Here is a 19778-nt window from a genome sequence, read left to right on the forward strand (position 1 = left end):
AAGCCGACATCAGAGATCGGCGACATACTCATGCCCATCACCGGCCTAAACGTGCTCAACACCTTTCATCACACCTCAAAAGCCGATCGGTGGATCGAGGCTAAGCCCTACAGCGACTGGCAGGGTGTGTTCGCCCCACTGCTCGCCCGTGAGAACATCGACACCCCTGAGCATTTCAACAACGGTTCCAAGACCACGATGCCGCTGACAGCAGGGCCGTTCAAGGTCAAGTCGATCGAGCCGGGCGGCAAACGCCTGGTGTTCGAACGCGACCGGCGTGGTGGGGTGCCAAACCGGTACTCGACACCATCACCTACATCGCACTCGACAGCACCGCCGAGATCGGTGCACTGCAGAGTGGCGAGATCGACTTCATGGAACTGGGCAGCGACGCCGACGCCTTCAAGACCGCCAAGACGATCGCCGACGTCGACCTGCGTCAGAGCGCGGGCTTCCAGTGGCGCCACCTCGACTTCAACGGCGCCAAGGGCCGCATCACCGCCGATCCCGCTGTGCGCGTGGCGATCCAGAAGGGTATCAACCGCGATCTGATCGCCAAGGCGCTGCTGGGCCAGATCACCTCCAAGCCCTCGGTGCTCAACAACCACATGTTCATCGACGGACAGGACGGCTTCCAGGCGAACAACGGCGACATCACCTACAACCCCGACGAGGCGAAGAAGGAACTCGACGCGGCGGGGTGGACGATGTCGGGTCAGTTCCGCAAGAAGGACGGCAAGCAGCTCGACCTGCACGACGTGTTGCCGTCGGGCACGCCGAATGCCAGCCAGGAAGCGCAGATCATCCAGCAGAACCTCAAGGAGATCGGCGTCAACCTCATCATCGACACCGTGCCCAGCGATGACTTCTTCGAAAAGCACGTTCAGGTGGGTGATTTCGACGTCACCCAGTTCACCTGGGAGGACACCGTGTTCCCCGGTTCGGCGCAGTCGATCTACAGCCTCACGCCGGGCAACATCCAGCAGAACTACGGTCAGATCGGCAGCGACGAGATCAACAATCTGCTCAACGAGATGGTGACCACCACCGATCCCACCAAGCGCAACCAGATCGCCAATCAGGCCGACGAGGCCATCTGGAAGATCGGGTTCAGCCTGCCGCTGTATCAGCGTCCCTACACCTACGCGACGAAGAAGGCGCTCGCCAACTTCGGTGCGCCGGGATTCGGGGACACCGACATGACGAAGGTCGGATGGCTGAAGTAGCAGCGCCACACGAGGTGTCGCGGACGGCTGGTCGCCGGGCAGGGTTCACCTACCCGGCGGCCACCGCCGTGATCGCCGTGATCGTCTGCGTTCTCGGCGCACCGTGGGCCGGGGGGATCGCAGCCGTCGCCGCGCTGGTGGTGATCGGAATGACAGGGGCGCGGTGGATACGCATCCGCCGTGCGCTGCGTGGACCGTGGTCGCCGGTCACGGCACACCGGGTGCGTGTGCACCGCCGCATGGTCTCGCGAAGCTACCTGGAGGTCTCGGTCGACTCCGGTGAGAGTCGTTGGTATCCGGTATATTTCACACCGGCGATACTGGGTTTGCCGGAGTACGCGACCGGTGAGATGAGCGCCGGTGCCTTCCGGTTCGGTGACATCGAGCTGGTGCCGGCGGGTAAGCCGCGCAGTCGCCCGCCGGGCGCTGCGCATGACGCCCCGACGCTGACCGGTCGTGATCTCCAGGAGCGGACTGCCGTGGCATCGTCACTGCGTCGCCGGATCGCCCTCGACGCCGTGGTGGTCACGCCCGCCGCACCGATCATCGCGATATTGGCCGCAGTTGCCGGCGGCGGTGCACTCACCGCGCTGGCGACCGGTGTGCTGGCTGTCGGGGTCGCGGTGTGGAGCGTGGCGATCTACGGCTCCGACCCGAGCTGACACACCTGTGGACCCGCACCAGCCCGGACGGACTGTGCCGACACGACAGGAGCATTCTGGAGGAATGGCAGCCGACCCCTCGCCCGTGACCAGCACCGGTACGACCAGCGCAATCGCCGCACCTCATCAGAAGGCCACCCGCGCGGGAGAGGCGGCCCTGCGCGACGGCGGATCGGCGATCGACGCCGCGATCGCGGCGGCTGCGGTGCTCACGGTGGTGTACCCGCACAATGTCGCGCTCGGCGGCGATCTCATCGCGCTCGTGCGGACCCCGGACTCCGAGATCGTCTGCATCAACGCCTCCGGATGGGCTCCGGAGGCCGTGGACGTCGACGAGTTGCGTCGCCGGTACGGCGACACGCTCCCGATCCGCGGCGCCCACACGGTGACCGTGCCCGGCGGGGTACGCGGCTGGGAGGCGTTACATCGGCGCGCCGGACGGCTCGACTGGCACCGGCTGTTCGAACACGCGATAGGGCATGCCCGTTCAGGTGCGCCGGTGGCCGGATCGCTGGCGCGGCACCTCGTCGACCCGGGCAATGCGGATCTGCGCGGCACCGAGGATTTCGACCGCACGTTCGCACCGGGCGGAGAGCCCCTCGGTCTGGGCGACGCCCTGCGCTCGCCGGAGCTCGCCGACACCCTCACCGCGATCGCCGAATCCGGTGCGCAGGCGTTCTACACCGGACCGGTCGCCGATGCGATGGTCGATCACCTTGGCGCCCATGGATCTGCGCTCACGACGGCCGATTTCGCCGACTTCGCCGTCGAGGAGTGCGCTCCCATCGCCACCGACTTCGGTGATCTGACCGTTGTCACCAGCCCACCCAACACCCATGGGTTCATCCTGCTGCGGGCGCTGCGGTGGATTGCGAGCGCCGACACCCAAGCATGCGCCGACCCGCTCGCCACGGGCCTGGGGGAGCTGATCGCCGAGTTCGCCGACGGCAACGGTCTGCGCGCGAGCGTGCTCGCCGACCCGCGTCACGCCCCGGTCGACCTCGACGTGCTGATGCGACCGCGTGTGCCGGGAACCGGTCTCGGCGGCGCGATCAGGCCATCGCGCCCGCTGCGGCTGCCGCACGGTGACACCGTCGGGGTGGCGGCCGCAGACAGCGAGGGTTATGCGGTCTCGCTGATCCAGAGCGTGTATCACTCGTTCGGTTCGGGACTGATCGACCCGACGACCGGGGTGTTGTTCCACAATCGGGGGACGGCCTTCGCCCTCGACCCGAATTCGCCGAATGTCATTGCGCCGCACAAACGTCCGGTTCACACGCTCACCCCCGCCATGACCATCACTCGCGACGGACGGGTCCGCCATGTGCCGGCGACGATGGGCGGACAGGGACAGGGGCAGATCCTCGGACAGATCCTGGCGCGGGTGAGTGCCGGGGAGACCGCGGCCTCGGCGCTCGCGGCTCCGCGCGCCATCGTCGGAGCCCAGACCGACGGTGCAGGCACGGACACGATCGTGGTGGAGCGCGACCTCGCCGAGGCGGCGCGAGCGGCCCTCGAGCACACCGGCGCGCCGATCCTCGAAGTGCCGCCACACACCGAGGACATGGGGCAGGCCAACCTCGTGGTGATCGCCGACGACGGATCGATGACCGCGGCGACCGACCCGCGCGCAGATGGAGAAGCGTTGGTACTCAACCGCGTTCGCGTCTGAGCTCGCGGGGGTGGGATCCGGCGTCAGGGCCGCAGGCCGGCCAGGACGATGCCGATCAGGCGGGCGCGTTCGGTCGCCGAATCCTCGGGCACGCAGGTCATCGACAGACCACCGGTCAGTCGCGACAGATCGCCGGGTTCGACATCAGAGCGGATGGTGCCCTCGCGGGCCCCGGCGTCGATGATCGCTGCCATCAGTGCGCGACCGGCGGCGCGTGATTCCTCGAACACCTCGGCGTCGGCGCCCACTGCGGCGAGGATGGCCTCCTTCATCCCGCGCTTGGTGGCGGCGGTGCTCATGTAGTCCTCGAACAACCCGGTGAGCGCGTCGATCGCCGTCCCGCGCTCCAGCCGTTCCCACGCCTGGGCGTTGAGGCGTTCGGAATAGCTTCGGAAGGTCCCCAGCACGAGAGCGGTGCGGTTGGGGAAATGGCGGTAGAGCGTGCCGATGCCGACCCCGGCCTGCGCCGCGACCTTGTCGAGTGCCACATCGATCCCGTCGGTGGCGAACAATTCCTGCGCGGCGTCGACGAGTTTGTCGTAGTTGCGCGCGGCATCCGCACGAGTGGGACGTGTGGGCACCACGACTGCGTTGTCGTGGGTCTGCTTGCCGGTGCTCACGGCCACCTCCAGGGCTTCTCGACGGTGCGGGTCCACGCCTCGATCGAGCAGAGACATTGCTAACCGGAGGAATCCTCCGTATATTAAGTGGAGGAAGCTTCCGTTTGGTCTCCGAGTCTACCTCGTGCTCGGTTCACGATGATCTCTCGTCGAAATGAGTTCACCCATGTCTCTGACTTCTCTGGCGCGGCGCGCCCAGTTCCCGGGACGGATCCCGGGGATGAACGTGCCCCGTGTACCGATCACCACGGACACCCTGATCTTGCTGGCTGTCCTCGGCTGCCAGCTGATGGTGGTCGTCGATGCCACGATCGTGAACGTCGCTTTACCTGATATTCAACATTCCCTTGGCTTTTCGACGTCGAATCTGTCCTGGGTACTCAACGCCTACACCCTCACCTTCGGTGGCCTGCTGTTGCTGGGCGCGCGGCTCGGCGACATCATCGGTCGCCGCCGGACCTTTCTCGGTGGGCTCGCGCTCTTCGTGGTCGCCTCGGCAGTCGGCGGGATGGCGGCCAGCGAGGTGGGACTGCTCGCCGCCCGCGCGCTGCAGGGTGTCGGTGCCGCCATCAGCGCGCCGGCGGCGTTGGCGCTGCTCATGACCCGATTTCCCGAGGGTGCACAGCGAACGCGCGCGCTGGCCCTGTTCACCGGGGTCTCCATCGGCGGCTTCTCCCTGGGGCTGGTGCTCGGCGGTGCACTCGTACAGTGGCTCGACTGGCGCTGGGTGTTCTTCGTCAATGTGCCGATCGGTGTGCTCGTGGTGGCTGCCGGCGTGCTCGCGCTACCTGCGAGCGGTCGTGGATCGGGGTCGTTCGATCTCGGCGGCGCCCTCACGTCCACGCTCGGCGTCGGCGCCATCGTCTACGGGCTGGTCAATGCGGCCGAATACGGCTGGTCGCGCCCTGCCACGGTCGGGTCGCTCGTGTTCGGCGCGGCATTGCTCGGCGCCTTCGTGTACACCGAAAGCAGAGTGGCTCAACCGATCACGCCACTGCGACTGTTCGCCAGCATCTCGCGCAGCGCCGCATACCTGGGTCGGCTGGTGATGGTCGCGGGCTTCATGGGGATGATGTTCTTCCTCACCCAGTTCATGCGGGACGTGCTGCATTACAGCCCGTTGCAGGCAGGTCTGGCCTACCTCCCGATGACCGCGGCGACATTCCTGTCGTCGCAGATCTCGGCGAGGTATCTCGCCCATCGATTCAGTACACGCACCCTGCTGATCGCGTCCTTCGCGGCGGCATCCGTCGGTCTGTTCTGGTTGAGCACCATCGGTGTGCACGCCTCCTACGGCTCACTGGTGGGACCGTTTGTGCTGGTCGGAGCCGGCGGCGGTGCGGCATTCCTGGCGTTGACCACAGCGGCGCTCGCCGGTGTGAGGCCTGAGGACGCGGGAGCGGCATCGGGTCTGGTGAACACCGCTCAGCAGCTCGGTGGCACGGTCGGACTCGCGGTCATGGTGGCGGTCTTCGGAGCGGCTACACACGGCCGACCTACCGGTTCGGTGACCGCGTTCGCCGACGGGGTCTCCACCACAGTGTTGGTGTCGGCGATCCTCGTGCTCGCCGGGTTGGTGCTGATGGCCCTCACCCAGGGTGAGCGCACCCACGGCGATTCAGTGTGGCCGAGCCGGCCGAGTGAGTATCCGACCGTTGTGAGATGCCCCGGATCGGTTGTCGGACAACCAATTCCATACCGTATCGTCCGATGGTTCCAGCGGATCACTGTCTGAGCGTGAGCTGCGTACCCGATGGGACTGTTGAGCACGGTGTGGCGGGAGGTCGGGTGCGGTGGATGTGGTGCAGCCGATGGTCCGGTCGAAGACCTGTGGATCACAGGAGTAGGCTTGATTATCAGATTTTTTCAATCCGATCCGCCTGCGTTGCCTTCGGCCTCACGCCTTCTGCAGGGCAATCGAATCCCGTCACGTTTCGTCGAGTCCTCGCCGCCTCCGGCTTGTTACCATTGCGGGCGCGAAGGCGCATATGTGTTCGCATTGCAGTCCGGGGGAACAGCACGGTTGGTTTTCGATTCGGGGGGATCTGCACAGGAAGGTATGGATGAAAGTGCCTGAAGATATTGGGCCGGACTCCGTCGGTGAGATCTTCGCTGCGCCGCACAGGCCAGCGATGGGACAATTTCAGCTCTATTTCGCCGGCCAGCGGTGGGTGTGGTCCGACGAGGTCGCACAGATGCACGGGTATGAACCCGGCACGGTGGAACCCACCACCGAACTTGTCTTGTCGCACAAGCATCCCGACGACCGAGAGGGTGTCGGTACGGCGGTGGGGGCGATGCTCGACGAGGGACGACCGTTCTCGTCGCGTCACCGCATCATCGACGCCCAGGGCCGCGAGCACCATGTGCTCGTGGTCGCCGCACAGATGACCGACGAGTCCGGATCACTGATCGGCACCGAGGGGTTCTATGTCGACCTCACCGACTTCCGTGACAGCGCGGTGCAGGACACGATGGATCAGGCGGTCTCGCAGTTCGCCGAGTCCCGTGCGGTGATCGAGCAGGCCAAGGGCATGATGATGATCGTCTACGGAATCGACTCCGACCGCGCCTTCGACGTGCTGAAGTGGCGATCGCAGGAGACCAACACCAAGTTGCGGCTGCTCGCCGCGCACATCGTCGGTCGGGCAGCAGCGATCAGTGAGCAGCCTCCCACGACCTGGCGAAACGGATTCGACGAGATCATCCTGACCGGACACCTCGCCTGACCGGGGCGATGCGGGCATCCCGGTGAGTCCGACATTCCCGTAACTCCGACATCCCCGTGACCCTGAAAGCCGAGAGGGTTACGGGGATGTCGTGTGTTCTGGGCCTGACGAACCCGCCGGCGTCGTCGACGCGCGGCGTATACAGGTAGATGTGAGTGAGCTACCCGATCGAAACGAGGTCCCGACCGAGGATGCTCTGGATCAGCGGACACCGGTGACCAGTGATGTCCCCGACGGATACGACACCGACACTGACTCGATGGCGGCCGCGGCCATCGGTGAGGCGGATCCCGCTGACGTCGCCGAACAACTCGACGAGGTCCTCGACGACCCGGCCACCGAATTCGCCGACGCCTACGGACGTTCGGATGCCGACGAGGCCGAGTTCGGGACCGACGCCCGTGGACTGCCCGACGTCACCGGCGACGACCTGTGACCTGACGGAACTCGCGACGACGTCAGGCCGCATCGCGCGGCACCGCATCCACCGGACCGACAACCGCGTGGGTCCGACGACGAACCGATATCTGACGACAACCGGTCCCGGTGACAACCAGGGCTGGACACAGCAGTGCGGGCTGTCACACCGCAGTGTGACAGCCCGCACCCATGCTCATATGGCGTAGCTGTTACCAGCCGATCGGGGTGGTGATCAGCTGTACAGGTACTGGCCGCAGACCGGCCATGCGCCGGCGCCCTGGCCGGCGAGGACGTTCTCGGCGACCGCGATCTGCTCTTCACGCGAGGCGTAGGCCGGGTTGCCCGAGCCGCCGTAGGCCTGCCAGGTGCTCTCCGAGAACTGGAGACCGCCGTAGTAGCCGTTGCCGGTGTCGATGCCCCAGTCGCCGCTGCTCTCGCACTGCGCAACAGCGTCCCAGTTGTGGCCACCGTCGGCCGACGCGGTGCCGGCCATGGCGGTCAGCGGAGCGGCGGCGAAGATGCCGACGATTCCGGCGCGGACAGCGAGCTTCTTGATGCTGATGGACACGGTAACCCTCCCTGTCTCCATTACCCACTCACGTGGTCGTGAGCGTTGTATCCGCGGTAACGGAGAGTGTTTCTTTCTACGGTGATCGATCGTCGTCAGCCGGTAGCTCGCCTGTGTCCGGTGGGGGTTGCCTCCCGGAGCAGCGTGGCGATGCCGTACATCTGATGACTCTCGATCGCTTGCCCCAGCGACGATACAAACCGATAACGGAAAGGTCACGTCGGAGTCTTGACGTGCGGAGATGTGTGGAGCTCTGATAACACGGACGATTTTCAGGGAATTGCCAGCGCACGTCGGCGTGTCGCTAGTGATAGAACCGTGATCAAATTGGATAAACCTGTGATCGACATCACTTGTTAACTAGTTATTTATTGCCGGATTTGCACAGAAAAGCGGCCGCGACATCGATGTCGCGGCCGCTTTCGTATCTGGTTGTGACCTTGGTCGGCGGGTGCTCCACGTCGTCGTGATGTGATCAGGACGGCGTGTGGGGGTGCTATTTGAGCTCGGCGCTGCTCTTACCCAGCACTCGACGGGCGATGATCAGGTTCTGGATCTGCTGCGTGCCCTCGAAGATGTCAAGGATCTTCGAGTCGCGGGCCCACTTCTCCAGCAGCAGGCGTTCGGAGAAGCCCAGCGTGCCGGCCAGCTCGACGGCCTTGAGTGTGATGTCGGTGGCGGTACGACCGGCCTTGGCCTTCGACATCGACGCCTCTTTGGAGTTGGGCAGCTTGTTGTCGGCCATCCAGGCCGCACGCATGCTCAGCAGGTAGGCCTCCTCCCAGTCGGCCTCCATCCGGATGAACTCCGCGGCCGCAGCACTCTGGCAGTTCGCGGGCTTGTCGTAGTCGATCTCCACGCCGGCATCGGAGAGGATGCCGCGCAGGTCCTCCAGCGCCGCACGGGCCACACCGACGGCCATGGCCGCGACCAACGGACGGGTGTTGTCGAAGGTCTGCATGACCCCGCCGAACCCCTTCTTGGTGTCCACCTCGGGCGAACCGAGCAGGTTCGCGGCGGGGATGCGGACGTCCTCGAAGCGGATCACGGCGGTGTCGGAGGCCTTGATGCCCAGCTTCTCCTCCAGACGCACGATCGTGACACCGGGGTGTTCGCGCGGTACGACGAAGCTCTTGATGGCCGCTCGACCCAGGCTGCGGTCGACCGAGGCCCACACGACGATGTGGCTGGCCCGTGACCCGGCGGTGACGAAGATCTTCTCGCCGTTGATGACGTACTCGTCACCGTCGCGGCGTGCGGTGGCGGTGACTGCCGCGGAATCCGACCCGAAACCGGGCTCGGTGATGGCCATGGCCGCCCACACCTTGCCGAATTGGGCCAGTTGTTCGTCGGTGGCGACCGCGGCGATCGCGGCGTTGCCCAGCCCCTGGTACGGGATGGACAGCAGCAGACCCACATCGCCCCAGGAGGCTTCGAGGGTGTTGACCACCGACTGCATGTTGCCGCCGTTGACGATGACGCCCTCGGCAACCTCGGGTTTGCGCTGCTTGCGCCCGCCGTCGGCGCCGGCACCGGCCTGGCCGGCGTCGGCCAGTCCGTCGTAGAGGCTGGCCAGGGTGTCGAGCTCGACGGGGTACTCATGCTCCGCGAGATCGTATTTGCGTGAGACCGGTCGGAAGATCTCGGCGGCCGCCTGATGGGCCTGTTCGATGGTCGGGTTGAACTTCCGGGGGAGTTCCAGGTTGATGGTCATGAGATGTCAGTCCTTGACGGGTGGTCGTGACGATGGAGGTGGGAGCGGCGACAAGCACTCACAGGACGATGACGCCCTCGCCGATGCCGGCCGCACGCAGGTCGCGGTACCACCGCTCCACCGGATGCTCCTTGGTGAAGCCGTGTCCGCCCAGAAGCTGCACGCCGTCGAGCCCGATCTGCATGCCCTTGTCCTGGGTCAGCTTGCGAGCCAATGCGGCCTCGCGGGCGAAGGACTTGCCCTGATCGGCGCGGGCGGCGCCGCGCCAGGTGACCAGGCGCAGACCGTCGAGTTCGGTGGCGATGTTGGCGACCATGAAGGCGACCGCCTGACGGTTGGAGATCGGCTCCCCAAACGCTTCGCGTTCGTTGACGTAGGGGACCACGTAGTCGAGCACTGCGTGTGCGGTGCCGACGGCCAGCGACGCCCAGCCCAGGCGGGAGAGGCGGATGACGTCCTTGTAGGCGTTGACCGCGGCGTCGCCCTCCTGCTCGCCGAGCAGCGCCGAGGCGGGAACCGAGACGTCGTCGAGCAGCAGGCGGCCCATCCCGGCGGCACGGACACCCATACCCGGATCGGCTTCGACCACGACACCGGGGGTGTCGGATTCGACGATGAACAGCGCCGGACGTCCGTCGAGCTGAGCGCCGACGATGAACAGCTCCGACGATCCCGCTGCGGGGACGAATGACTTCACACCCGACAGTCGGTAGCCACTGGGTACGCGGGTGGCGCGCGTGGTGAGTTCCATCGGATCGAAGAGCGCACGGGGTTCGGCGACCACCACGGCCGACTGCGGCACGTTCTCGCTCGCGTAATCGGGCAGGTAGGTCTTCTGCTGGGCGTCGGAACCGAACTGGGTCAGCGTGCTGGCGACTCCACTGGGTGCCAGCAGCGGCACGGCCAGGCCCATGTCGCCGTAGGCCATGGCCTCGGCGACCAGTGCGTTGGTGACCGCCGCGCGATCGGTGGCCGCACCGTCGAGCTCCTCGGGGACGTTGATCATCGTGATGCCGAGTTCGGCCGAGCGCTTGAGGATGTCCTCGGGAGCCGCAGCGGCGTGGTCGGCTTCCTTGGCCGCCGGGCGCAGGATCTCCACGGCGAAGTCGCGCACCGTCTCCGAGATCATCTGCTGCTCGTCGTCGGGGGACAGGTTGAAGGCGTCCTTGGCGGTGGTGGTCAGCCGTTTGGGCGCATCACCGCCGCCCTGCACCTTCTTGAATGCGCGACTGGCGGCGCCGAGGGTCTGGAACCCGGTCTTGGTGCTCTCGTAGGCGATGCGGTTGATGGGCTCGCGCAGCTTGTACCTGTCGGCGAAGTCCGACCCGGTGATGGTCGACAGGAACCGCATGGCGGTTCCGATCGGGGTGCGCTTCTGCGGGTTGAGTCCGACAGCGGAGGTGTCACGTGGTTCGGTGTTGGTACTCATTGTCCTCATCTGTTCTCGTCGAGGGGTGGTGCGAGTCGCACCTATCTTACTCAACGGTAAGTTCAAATCTGACTCCCGAGTAATATCCCGGTATCTTTGTGATGCGGATCACCTTCGACGATGTCTGCGCGACGGGGCGGTCCGTTTCCTGTGGTGATTTCGCCGGTTGCGGGGGTGATACTGGCGCTTGTGAGCGTGCAGCGGGAATTGGTGGCCGGCGGCCAGATCCGTCGCGGTCCGGGCACGGGCACCCTCGCGGCGGTGGCCGTGGTGACGTCGGCGATGATCGTGGCTGCCGCGGTGTCACCGGCACAGGCCGCTCACGGGCCGGTGCTGTGCCCGTTTCGGCTGGCAACGGGACTGCCGTGTCCGGGATGTGGCCTCACGCGCAGCTGGGTGGCCCTGGCGCACGGGGACGTGGCCGGCGCGTTCGCGCTGAATCTCTTCGGGCCGCCGACGATGGTGCTCGCCGTCGCCTGGCTGGTGAGCACAGTGGCCTCGCGCGGCCGGGCCGGTGCCGTGCTCACCGCTGCATGGAACTCATCACCCCGGGTGCGGCGACGAGCCATGATCGCGCTCGCCGTGGTGGTGGTGCTGTGGCTGGGTTACGGCGCCGCACGCATCGCCGACGCCCTCGTCGGCTGGGGTGTGTTCGTGCCGGTGGGGTGAGAAGCGTTCGCGCACCCGGCGATCAGGTGTGGTCGATGACCGGTCGGCTGGTCAGAGCTGGTCGGGGTCGGGTCGGGGATCGGCGAACGGTGGTCGGGCCGCGGCCGGGAACGGCCCCTCCTCGAACGGGCACCGCAGGGAATCTCCGCACCTACTGGTCCGGTCGCGCGGCGCCGTACTCGGCGGTTCGTTGAGCAGAAAATCGAAGTGGTCGCCCCAGCCGTGTGGATTCGCCCTGGTGGGATAGGAGCATGCCGCGGCCAGCGGCAGCCCCGTGTCCGCGACCGCGGCGCGCGTGAGAATCGCGCGCAGCGCGGCGACTTCGGCCGCACATCGCGGCGTGGGTACCCCCCACATCCGGGTGTCGGCGGCCAGCGTGGCCACCGCGGTGTCGAGCTGGGTCAACCAGAACGCACCATCGCCGGAGACGCAGACGGGTGCGTACCCCAGGATCTCGGTCGCCGCCGCATGGATGGCGTGCAGGATCGACGCCCGGTGAGCCGTGTCGTCGGTGCGACGGGGCGGATCGGTGATGCCGTCGGCGGCGATGCGGAGTTCGTCGCGGATCTCGTCGGCGGCTGCGAGGATGCGCATCCGGCGGCGGGCGTCGAGTGCGGCGGCGATCGCAGCGAACTCGGCGTCGGGGTGGTGATCTGCGCGGTCGCGCGAGCCCTGCGCATCGTGTCGCGGCGCGGGCAGAGCGCCCGCAGGTGCGCTGTGCGGGGGCTGGGCGCGGGCGGTGCGCCGTGCCGACGATGCCGGCGCACCCCCGCAGAGGTGAAATCTCGGGTCGATCATCTCAGTCAGTTCTCTCGGTCGGTGGAGAGTCTGGGCCGGGGAGGGCGACGGTGCTCGCCCGTGTCGGCGCACCGGCTGTCCGTGCCCCGATTCCCGAAACCGATGAAGCGATATCGCATTGCGTTGTGCAGTTCGCACGTCGAGACCGAGACCGACTCGGCTCAGCAATCCACCGCGAGCTGAGTCATGACTCGGCGTGTCGTGGAGACCGACACACGCTAGCACCACCCCTGACCTGGGTCAATGCATCTCGGGCGGGTGTACTGCGAACGGGTGACCTCAGATGTCGAGTTCGCCTTCGCGCGGCATCAGCCGGAATTCGGTGGCTTCGGGGGCCATCGACTGCAGGCGTCCGAAGTGCGTCGACCGGCCGGCATCCGACAGCACCGCGTCGTGGATCGGGGTGGCGACCTTCGGCGCCACCGCACGCAGATAGTCAACCGCCTCGCTGAGCCTCATCCACGGCGCAGCGCTGGGCACCGCCAACACATCGACCGGCTGAGTGGGCGCATAGAACGAGTCGCCCGGATGGACGAATCGCGTCGGGTTCTTGTCGTCGCCGAGTAGGTAGGCGACGTTGTCGATGACCGGGATCTCCGAATGGATGACGGCGTGTTTGCCGCCGCCGATCCGGGCGGTGATCTGACCTATCCGGTGCACCTCACCGCTCTGCGCGGCGGTCCACACCCCGGCGACGTCGTCCCGGTTGAGCGTCTCAGCGGTCTGCGGGTCGGCGAGCAGTACGGCGTCGGGGTTGGCGGCCACGAGATCGGGCAGCGCCTGGGGATCCACGTGATCGGGATGCTGATGGGTCACCAGGATGGCGTCGAGTCCGGTGATCCTGGTGAAGCCGTGGGAGAAGTTCCCGGGATCGAGAAGCACTCTCGTCCCGTCGATCTCCACGAGGATGCACGAGTGTCCGAAGTGGGTCAGCTTCATGCCCGAAGCCTAATCCGCGACCGACGCGGTCGAGGGTCACCGCAGGTCAGGAAGCTTCTGGCGCAGTACCGATCGCGTCGAGGACGGCGTTGTGGAGCAGGCCGTTGGTCGCCACCGCACTGCCGTGATGCGGACCGGGCGTGCCGTCGAGTGCGGTGAACCGGCCACCGGCCTCGCGGACCAGTATGTCGACGGCCGCGAGGTCCCACAGCGAGACCTCCGGCTCTGCGGCGATGTCCACGGCCCCCTCGGCGACCAGGCAGTAATGCAGGAAATCGCCGTAGCCGCGGACCCGCCAGACCTCATCGGTCAGGTCGAGAAAACGCGCGCGGAGCCCTCGCTGGGCCCATCCGGACAGACTCGCGAACGACAGGCTCGATTCGGACAGATTCGACACCGCCGACACCGAGATGTCGCGGGTCGTCCCGTCGGGACCGCGGGTGTGTGCGCCCGAACCCTGTGCCGCCCACCAGCGCCGCACCAGCGCGGGTGCGGACACGACCCCGACCACCGGCAGGCCGTCGACCAGCAGGGCGATCAGGGTCGACCACACCGGCACACCGCGCACGAAGTTCTTGGTGCCGTCGATCGGGTCGATCACCCATTGACGTCCGGTGAATGTGGCATCCCCGCCGAATTCTTCGCCGAGCACGGCGTCGTCGGGACGGCTGGTCGCCAGGGCGGCACGCAGGGTCCGCTCGGTCTCGAGGTCGGCGTCTGACACCGGCGTCAGATCCGGTTTCGCGTCCACATGCAGGTCCATCGCGCCGAATCGGGCGGTCGTGATGGCATCGGCCAGATCGGCGAGATGCAGGGCCAGCGCGAGGTCGTCGGTCGACTGCTGGTCGGGAGAACCCGGAAGGGTCGGCATGCTCGCATACGCTACGGGTTCAGGCCGCAACGAGAGAAAGGTGGTCGATCGCTCATGGTCGTCTCGATCGTGTTCATCATCATCATCGCCGGAGCGCTGGCCTTCATGGTTGCGCAGTGGCGGCGCGGACGCAGCGGGGGTGGTGGGCTCGGCGGCATGCGGTCGTCGCAGATGGCCTCGATGCGCCAGGGTGTCCTGACGGTCACCGGGGTCAGCGACCGCCGTGAACCCGACTCCAAGGGGCAGATGTACTGCACCGTCTCGGGCACCATCAACGGTCCCGACACCGCACCCGCGGAGGTGTACGGCGACCTCGTGTTGACCACCACCGATCCGTGGCCGCAGATGGGTTCGGAGTATCCGGTGGTCTATCGCGCGGGCAAGGCGCAGACATCGTGGCACTTCGGCGTGCTGCCGCCGGCGCCGTCGCCCGATCAGGGCACCGGATACCAGTGAACAGCGCCGTCGAACGCCCACCGGGGCTCCGCTGAGCCCGGCAGCGCCGATGACATGTTCGGCTCGGGTGTGGGCACGGTAGCCTGGATCACCGTGCAACCCGACGTAGCCGCAGATCTCGAAAGCCTCGACACCACTCTGACCACGGTGGAGAAGGTGCTGGACCTCGACGAGTTGCGTCGACGTGTCGACGAGCTCGAACACCAGGCCGCAGACCCCGAACTCTGGAACGACCAGACCCATGCCCAGAAGGTCACCAGTGAGCTGTCGCATGTGCAAAGTGAGCTGCGCCGCGCGGTCGATCTGCGCGGGCGCCTCGACGACATGCCGGTGCTCTACGAGCTCGCCGAAGAAGAAGAGGGTGCCGCGCGCACCTCGGCGCTCGCCGACGCCGATGCCGAACGTGCCGCACTGCGCGCCGACATCGAGGCGATGGAGGTCAAGACCATGCTCGCCGGCGAGTACGACGCCCGCGAAGCAGTGGTGAACATCCGCTCGGGTGCCGGCGGGGTGGATGCTGCGGACTGGGCCGAGATGCTCATGCGGATGTACATCCGGTGGGCCGAGAAGCACAAGTACTCCGTGGAGGTCTACGACACCTCCTATGCCGAGGAAGCCGGCCTCAAGAGCGGTACCTTCGCCGTCAAGGCGCCCTACATGTACGGGACGTTGTCGGTCGAGCAGGGCACCCACCGGCTCGTGCGCATCTCGCCGTTCGACAACCAGGGACGTCGCCAGACCTCATTCGCCGAGGTGGAGGTGCTCCCTGTGGTGGAGACGACCGACCACATCGACATCGACGAGAACGACCTGAAGGTCGACGTGTATCGCTCGTCCGGACCGGGCGGGCAGTCGGTCAACACCACCGACTCCGCGGTCCGTCTGACCCACATCCCGACGGGAATCGTGGTCACATGTCAGAACGAGAAGAGTCAGCTGCAGAACAAGGCATCGGCGATGCGCGTGCTGCAGGCGAAGCTGCTCGAACGCAAGCGGCAGGAAGAGCGTGCAGAGATGGATGCGCTCAAGGGCGACGGAGGGTCGAGCTGGGGCAACCAGATGCGCTCCTACGTGCTCCATCCCTATCAGATGGTGAAAGACCTGCGGACCGAGTTCGAGGTCAACAATCCGCAGGCGGTTCTCGACGGCGACATCGACGGTTTCATCGAGGCGGGTGTCCGGTGGCGGATGGCCACCGAAGGGGCAGAGGGCTAGTCTGGACCTAGTTGCGTTAATCGTAGCGAAAACTGCTGGGACGCAACACATTCCACGACCGCCGCTGGTCAGGACCGTTTGCCTGATGTCCGATTTGCCGGTAGGACGGTAGGAATGTTCCCGACCGACTGGAGGAGTTGAGGGTGCAGCACGAGAACCTCGCATTCCTCGACATCGCGGGTAGCGAGAGCCTGACGCGATGGTTGGCCCTCAACGGCTCCCAGATCCTGCTGTGGGCGATCGGTGCCACGTTGGTCACGCGATTCATCGAGTGGATCGCCGACAAGATCGTCAACCGACTCGACCGCGGATTCGAGCACAGCGACAACATCGTGCGCTCGGAGACCGACAAGCATCGCCATGCACTCGTGCAGGTGGCCTCGTATGTGGCGATCGCGCTGGTGTGGGTGGTGGCGGTGTACTACATGCTGCGGGCGATCGGACTCCCGATCTCCGGACTTGCCGCGCCCGCGACCGTTCTCGGCGCCGGCCTCGGTTTCGGCGCCCAGCGCATGGTGCAGGACTTTCTCGCGGGATTCTTCATCATCGCCGAGAAGCAGTACGGATTCGGTGACTACGTGGAGTTGACCGTCAGCGGAAACCCCGACCCCGCCGTGGGCACGGTGGAGGATGTGACCCTGCGGATGACCAAACTCCGCTCGTCGGAGGGCGAGGTCATCAGCATCTCCAACGGCTCGATCATCAAGGCGACCAACCTCAGCAAGGACTGGGCGCGCGCGGTGGTCGACATCGAGCTGCCCATCGGTGTCGACATCAACAAGGTGCACGACATCCTGGTCGAGATCGGCCGCAAGTCCAAGAACGACCCGCGGATCGGCCCGCTGCTGCTCGACGAGCCCACCCCGATGGGCGTCACCAAGATGGACATGGAGTCGATCACCGTCCGGGTGGTGGCCCGTACCCTTCCGGGTAAACAGTTCGAGGTCGGGCAGTACATGCGGGTGGTGATCGTGCGGGAGCTCAAGCGCAACGGCATTTCCACGACGGGTTCCGACAGCGGTGACTCCGGCGTCACCGCGACCGCCATCGGCGCACCGCTGGAGACCGACGACTCCCCGGAGGGGGCCGATGCGGGCGATCACACCGACTCTGCAACCGGTGAGACGACCCGAAACCGCGAGACGAACAGAAACCGCGAGACGAACGGAAACCGCGAGACGACTGCGGGGGAGGTGCGCAAGTGAGTGACACCGACGATCCCGACGAGCGTCGGGGTGGTGGCGCCCATCGCCACGAGAACCTCGAGGACAAGGCGCGGCGCGAACGCGCCGAGGCCGAGCGTGAGTCGCGGGAACGTGCCGCCCAGGATCGCGAACTCGACGAGCGTGAGATCGAAGAACGTGAGGAGCACCACGGCCTGCGGGGCGGTTCGGCGATCACCGGACTCGGTCGCGAATCCGATCCGGCGTCTGCTACCGGCTCGTCGGGTTCCGCGCCGTCGGACGGCTCGGACTCCGGCGACGCGGGCAACGACGACTCTGCTGACAACAAGGGAGCTGAAAACAAGGGACAGTCCGCTGGGGAAGAGTCCGCCGACGGGAAGTCCGAGGAGTCTCAGCCGTGGTATCGCCGTATCCCCAAGCGACTCGCCAACGGACGCGTGCGGACCACGACCGCGATCCTGGTGGTGGTGTGGGTGGTGCTGCTTGCCTGCTACGGGCAGTTCTCCGACCATTACAAGCAGGTCGACCGCCGCACGGCCGAACGGGAGGCGCTGCAGTCGGCGGTGAACTCGATACACCAGCAGTCCGAGCTGCAGAAGAGACTGTCCGCGCAGCGGATGGCCACCACCTCGGCGCCGACCACCACCTCCGAGAGCACCCCTGAGTCGGTCTCACCGACCGCGGAAACGACCACCGACGCCAACGAGCAGCGCAATCCCGCCACCACTACGGGTGCACCTGCGACCACCAGCCAATGGTGGGAGCAGTATCTGCCCAACGGCGGCCGCGAAGACACCACGGACACGACCGTGCCCACCTCGCAGTGACGTCGCCACGCCACCACCCACGGCGACCAGCGATGCGGGGTTCGTCGGTTCTGCACGGTTACACTGGCTCGTCGTGATCAGCCTCGACAACGTCACCATGCAGTACAAGGCCTCCACCAGGCCTGCTCTGCGGGACCTCTCGCTCGAGATCGACAAGGGCGAGTTCGCCTTCCTCATCGGGCCGTCGGGTTCGGGGAAGTCCACCTTCTTCCGGCTCCTGCTCAAAGAGGACAAGCCCACCTCCGGTGAGGTCCGCGTGGGGGATTTCCGCGTCGACAAGCTGCCCGGTCGCAAGGTGCCCAAACTGCGGCAATCCATCGGGTGCGTGTTCCAGGACTTCCGGCTGCTGCAGCAGAAGTCGGTCGCCGACAACGTGGCGTTCGCGCTCGAGGTGATCGGTAAACCGAGTTCGACCATCCGCAAGGTCGTCCCCGACGTCCTCGACTATGTGGGACTCGCGGGCAAAGCCGACCGCATGCCCACCGAGTTGTCGGGTGGGGAGATGCAGCGCGTGGCCATCGCCCGCGCGATCGCCAACCGGCCGCTGGTGCTGCTCGCCGATGAGCCCACCGGCAACCTCGACCCCGACACGAGTGAGGAGATCGTCGACGTGCTCGATCGCGTCAACCGCCGCGGTACCACGGTGGTGATGGCCACCCACGACCGCCACATCGTCGATTCGATGCGCCGGCGGGTACTGGAATTCAACCTCGGCCGGCTCGTCCGCGACGAGGACCACGGCGTCTACGGGGTGGGCTGAACTCGAGATGCGCGCTAGTTTCATCGCCGGCGAGGTCGGTAACGGCCTTCGCCGCAACGTCACCATGACCGTGGCCATGATCCTCACCACCGCCATCACGCTGGCGATGTTCGGAGGGGGCCTGCTCGTCATCCAGATGGCCGACAAGAGCCAGAAGATCTTCCTGGACCGGGTGGAGATGCAGCTGTTCATCTCCGACGACGTCTCCAACGCCGACCCCGAATGTCACAACGCGCCCTGCTCGACGCTGCTGACGCAGCTGCGTGACGAGCAAGGTGTGGAGTCGGTCCGATTCATCGACCGGCACGACGCCTATGAGAGCGCCAAGCAGACGTTCAAGGACAACCCCGACATTGCCAACAACATCCGCGAGGGCACGCTGCCGGCGTCGTTCAAGGTGCGCATGTCCGATCCCAGCCGGTTCGGCGACGTTCTCGACAAATACAAGACGATGCCGGGGATCGACGGTGTGCTCGACCAGCGAGAGCTGGTCAAACGCATCTTCAGCGTGCTCGACGGCACGCGCAATGCCGCGTTCACCATCGCCGCCATCCTCGCCGTCGCCGCCATCCTGCTGATCGCCAACACCGTGCAGGTGGCGGCCTACACGCGGCGAACCGAAGTGGGCATCATGCGGCTGGTCGGCGCGACGCGCTGGTACACGCAGCTGCCGTTCCTGCTCGAGGCCGTGGTGTCGGCGCTGATCGGCTCGCTGCTGGCGATCGCGGGTCTGTTCAGTGCCAAGGTGTTCTTCTTCGACAAGGCGCTGCACGACCTCTACGGGGTCAACATCCTCGCCCGGATCACCAACGCCGACGTCGCCTACATCGCACCGTGGCTGGTGATCGTGGGTGTGGTGCTGGCCGGGCTCACCGGGTATGTGACGCTGCGTATCTACGTGCGGGAATGACGCGGGCACAAATGCGGATGCACCGGCGGTGGGAGATCCACTAGGCTGGACTGTCTGCGACACGCACGTCGCGCACCGGGACGATCATCGGATCCGTGCAGACGATCGA

At 66.3% G+C, this 19778-nt stretch carries 19 protein-coding genes and 1 pseudogene; 13 read left to right on the forward strand and 7 right to left on the reverse strand.

From position 1 onward, the window contains the following. Positions 1–281 precede the first annotated feature (281 nt). The 3 genes and pseudogenes from IEW22_RS16760 to IEW22_RS16770 all read left to right on the forward strand — a co-directional run. Positions 282–1226: pseudogene (locus tag IEW22_RS16760) on the forward strand (ABC transporter substrate-binding protein); the annotation flags it as partial. Continuing rightward, complete coding sequence (locus IEW22_RS16765; protein WP_188588029.1) at positions 1214–1888, forward strand: hypothetical protein; 675 nt, start codon at positions 1214–1216, stop codon at positions 1886–1888. The pseudogene IEW22_RS16760 and the gene IEW22_RS16765, both read left to right, overlap by 13 nt. Positions 1889–1952: 64 nt before the next feature. Then, positions 1953–3560 (forward strand): gamma-glutamyltransferase family protein, encoded by a 1608-nt coding sequence (locus IEW22_RS16770; protein ID WP_188588032.1) that lies wholly within the window; start codon positions 1953–1955, stop codon positions 3558–3560. Positions 3561–3583: 23 nt separating this feature from the next. On the opposite strand, the gene IEW22_RS16775 is transcribed toward IEW22_RS16770, so the two are convergent. Next, the gene (locus IEW22_RS16775; RefSeq protein ID WP_188588034.1) at positions 3584–4237 is read right to left on the reverse strand and encodes a TetR/AcrR family transcriptional regulator; all 654 of its coding nucleotides are present in this window, start codon (positions 4235–4237) and stop codon (positions 3584–3586) included. Between the two features lie 109 nt (positions 4238–4346). On the opposite strand from IEW22_RS16775, the gene IEW22_RS16780 reads away from it, so the two are divergent. From IEW22_RS16780 to IEW22_RS16790, 3 genes are all read left to right on the forward strand, one after another. Continuing rightward, positions 4347–5915 (forward strand): MFS transporter, encoded by a 1569-nt coding sequence (locus IEW22_RS16780; protein WP_188588036.1) that lies wholly within the window; start codon positions 4347–4349, stop codon positions 5913–5915. A gap of 397 nt (positions 5916–6312) precedes the next feature. Further along, positions 6313–6909 carry a PAS and ANTAR domain-containing protein gene (locus IEW22_RS16785; RefSeq protein WP_229742838.1) on the forward strand — a complete coding sequence of 199 codons (597 nt, stop codon included), beginning with the start codon at positions 6313–6315 and terminating at the stop codon, positions 6907–6909. 151 nt (positions 6910–7060) lie between these two features. Then, a complete protein-coding gene (locus tag IEW22_RS16790; RefSeq protein ID WP_188588040.1) occupies positions 7061–7345 on the forward strand; it encodes a hypothetical protein in 285 nt (94 codons plus the stop codon). Positions 7346–7561: 216 nt separating this feature from the next. Here the strand turns inward: IEW22_RS16790 and IEW22_RS16795 are convergent, their stop codons facing one another. The 3 genes from IEW22_RS16795 to IEW22_RS16805 all read right to left on the reverse strand — a co-directional run bounded on the left by IEW22_RS16795 (position 7562) and on the right by IEW22_RS16805 (position 11040). Next, the gene (locus tag IEW22_RS16795; protein ID WP_373284226.1) at positions 7562–7891 is read right to left on the reverse strand and encodes a transglycosylase family protein; all 330 of its coding nucleotides are present in this window, start codon (positions 7889–7891) and stop codon (positions 7562–7564) included. Positions 7892–8393: 502 nt separating this feature from the next. Further along, complete coding sequence (locus IEW22_RS16800) at positions 8394–9611, reverse strand: acyl-CoA dehydrogenase family protein (RefSeq protein WP_188588046.1); 1218 nt, start codon at positions 9609–9611, stop codon at positions 8394–8396. 58 nt (positions 9612–9669) lie between these two features. Continuing rightward, a complete protein-coding gene (locus IEW22_RS16805; RefSeq protein WP_188588048.1) occupies positions 9670–11040 on the reverse strand; it encodes an acyl-CoA dehydrogenase family protein in 1371 nt (456 codons plus the stop codon). A gap of 189 nt (positions 11041–11229) precedes the next feature. Here IEW22_RS16805 and IEW22_RS16810 point away from each other — a divergent pair, with 189 nt between their 5' ends. After that, the gene (locus IEW22_RS16810; RefSeq protein WP_229742840.1) at positions 11230–11709 is read left to right on the forward strand and encodes a DUF2752 domain-containing protein; all 480 of its coding nucleotides are present in this window, start codon (positions 11230–11232) and stop codon (positions 11707–11709) included. Between the two features lie 51 nt (positions 11710–11760). Here the strand turns inward: IEW22_RS16810 and IEW22_RS16815 are convergent, their stop codons facing one another. The 3 genes from IEW22_RS16815 to hisN all read right to left on the reverse strand — a co-directional run bounded on the left by IEW22_RS16815 (position 11761) and on the right by hisN (position 14317). Continuing rightward, entirely contained in the window at positions 11761–12507 is a 747-nt protein-coding gene (locus IEW22_RS16815; protein WP_188588051.1) for a hypothetical protein, read from the reverse strand. 279 nt (positions 12508–12786) lie between these two features. After that, complete coding sequence (locus tag IEW22_RS16820; RefSeq protein ID WP_188588053.1) at positions 12787–13446, reverse strand: MBL fold metallo-hydrolase; 660 nt, start codon at positions 13444–13446, stop codon at positions 12787–12789. A 46-nt stretch (positions 13447–13492) separates the two neighbouring features. Beyond that, entirely contained in the window at positions 13493–14317 is an 825-nt protein-coding gene (gene hisN / locus IEW22_RS16825; RefSeq protein WP_188588055.1) for a histidinol-phosphatase, read from the reverse strand. 54 nt (positions 14318–14371) lie between these two features. On the opposite strand from hisN, the gene IEW22_RS16830 reads away from it, so the two are divergent. The 6 genes from IEW22_RS16830 to ftsX all read left to right on the forward strand — a co-directional run bounded on the left by IEW22_RS16830 (position 14372) and on the right by ftsX (position 19669). Continuing rightward, the gene (locus tag IEW22_RS16830; protein WP_188588057.1) at positions 14372–14773 is read left to right on the forward strand and encodes a hypothetical protein; all 402 of its coding nucleotides are present in this window, start codon (positions 14372–14374) and stop codon (positions 14771–14773) included. 93 nt (positions 14774–14866) lie between these two features. Continuing rightward, positions 14867–15988, forward strand: a complete 1122-nt coding sequence (prfB, locus tag IEW22_RS16835) for a peptide chain release factor 2 (RefSeq protein WP_188588059.1) — start codon at positions 14867–14869, stop codon at positions 15986–15988. Positions 15989–16131: 143 nt separating this feature from the next. Next, positions 16132–17193: a mechanosensitive ion channel family protein gene (locus IEW22_RS16840; RefSeq protein WP_229742841.1), complete on the forward strand. Its 1062-nt coding sequence runs from the start codon at positions 16132–16134 to the stop codon at positions 17191–17193. Then, complete coding sequence (locus IEW22_RS16845) at positions 17190–17999, forward strand: hypothetical protein (protein WP_188588062.1); 810 nt, start codon at positions 17190–17192, stop codon at positions 17997–17999. The genes IEW22_RS16840 and IEW22_RS16845 overlap by 4 nt, the downstream gene beginning before the upstream one ends. A 73-nt stretch (positions 18000–18072) precedes the next feature. Continuing rightward, positions 18073–18759: a cell division ATP-binding protein FtsE gene (ftsE, locus tag IEW22_RS16850; protein WP_188588064.1), complete on the forward strand. Its 687-nt coding sequence runs from the start codon at positions 18073–18075 to the stop codon at positions 18757–18759. A 7-nt stretch (positions 18760–18766) separates the two neighbouring features. Continuing rightward, a complete protein-coding gene (gene ftsX / locus IEW22_RS16855; protein ID WP_188588066.1) occupies positions 18767–19669 on the forward strand; it encodes a permease-like cell division protein FtsX in 903 nt (300 codons plus the stop codon). Positions 19670–19778: the final 109 nt, after the last annotated feature.

Source organism: Gordonia jinhuaensis (genome assembly GCF_014639795.1).
GTDB classification, from domain to species: Bacteria; Actinomycetota; Actinomycetes; order Mycobacteriales; family Mycobacteriaceae; genus Gordonia_B; species Gordonia_B jinhuaensis.

Bases quoted from the DNA above. Each gene is read 5' to 3' on its own strand.
- IEW22_RS16765 (WP_188588029.1), top strand. From the start codon at position 1,214: ATGGCTGAAGTAGCAGCGCCACACGAGGTGTCGCGGACGGCTGGTCGC.
- IEW22_RS16770 (WP_188588032.1), top strand. From the start codon at position 1,953: ATGGCAGCCGACCCCTCGCCCGTGACCAGCACCGGTACGACCAGCGCA.
- IEW22_RS16775 (WP_188588034.1), bottom strand. From the start codon at position 4,237: ATGTCTCTGCTCGATCGAGGCGTGGACCCGCACCGTCGAGAAGCCCTG.
- IEW22_RS16780 (WP_188588036.1), top strand. From the start codon at position 4,347: ATGTCTCTGACTTCTCTGGCGCGGCGCGCCCAGTTCCCGGGACGGATC.
- IEW22_RS16785 (WP_229742838.1), top strand. From the start codon at position 6,313: ATGGGACAATTTCAGCTCTATTTCGCCGGCCAGCGGTGGGTGTGGTCC.
- IEW22_RS16800 (WP_188588046.1), bottom strand. From the start codon at position 9,611: ATGACCATCAACCTGGAACTCCCCCGGAAGTTCAACCCGACCATCGAA.
- IEW22_RS16805 (WP_188588048.1), bottom strand. From the start codon at position 11,040: ATGAGTACCAACACCGAACCACGTGACACCTCCGCTGTCGGACTCAAC.
- IEW22_RS16815 (WP_188588051.1), bottom strand. From the start codon at position 12,507: ATGATCGACCCGAGATTTCACCTCTGCGGGGGTGCGCCGGCATCGTCG.
- IEW22_RS16820 (WP_188588053.1), bottom strand. From the start codon at position 13,446: ATGAAGCTGACCCACTTCGGACACTCGTGCATCCTCGTGGAGATCGAC.
- hisN (WP_188588055.1), bottom strand. From the start codon at position 14,317: ATGCCGACCCTTCCGGGTTCTCCCGACCAGCAGTCGACCGACGACCTC.
- IEW22_RS16830 (WP_188588057.1), top strand. From the start codon at position 14,372: ATGGTCGTCTCGATCGTGTTCATCATCATCATCGCCGGAGCGCTGGCC.
- ftsX (WP_188588066.1), top strand. From the start codon at position 18,767: ATGCGCGCTAGTTTCATCGCCGGCGAGGTCGGTAACGGCCTTCGCCGC.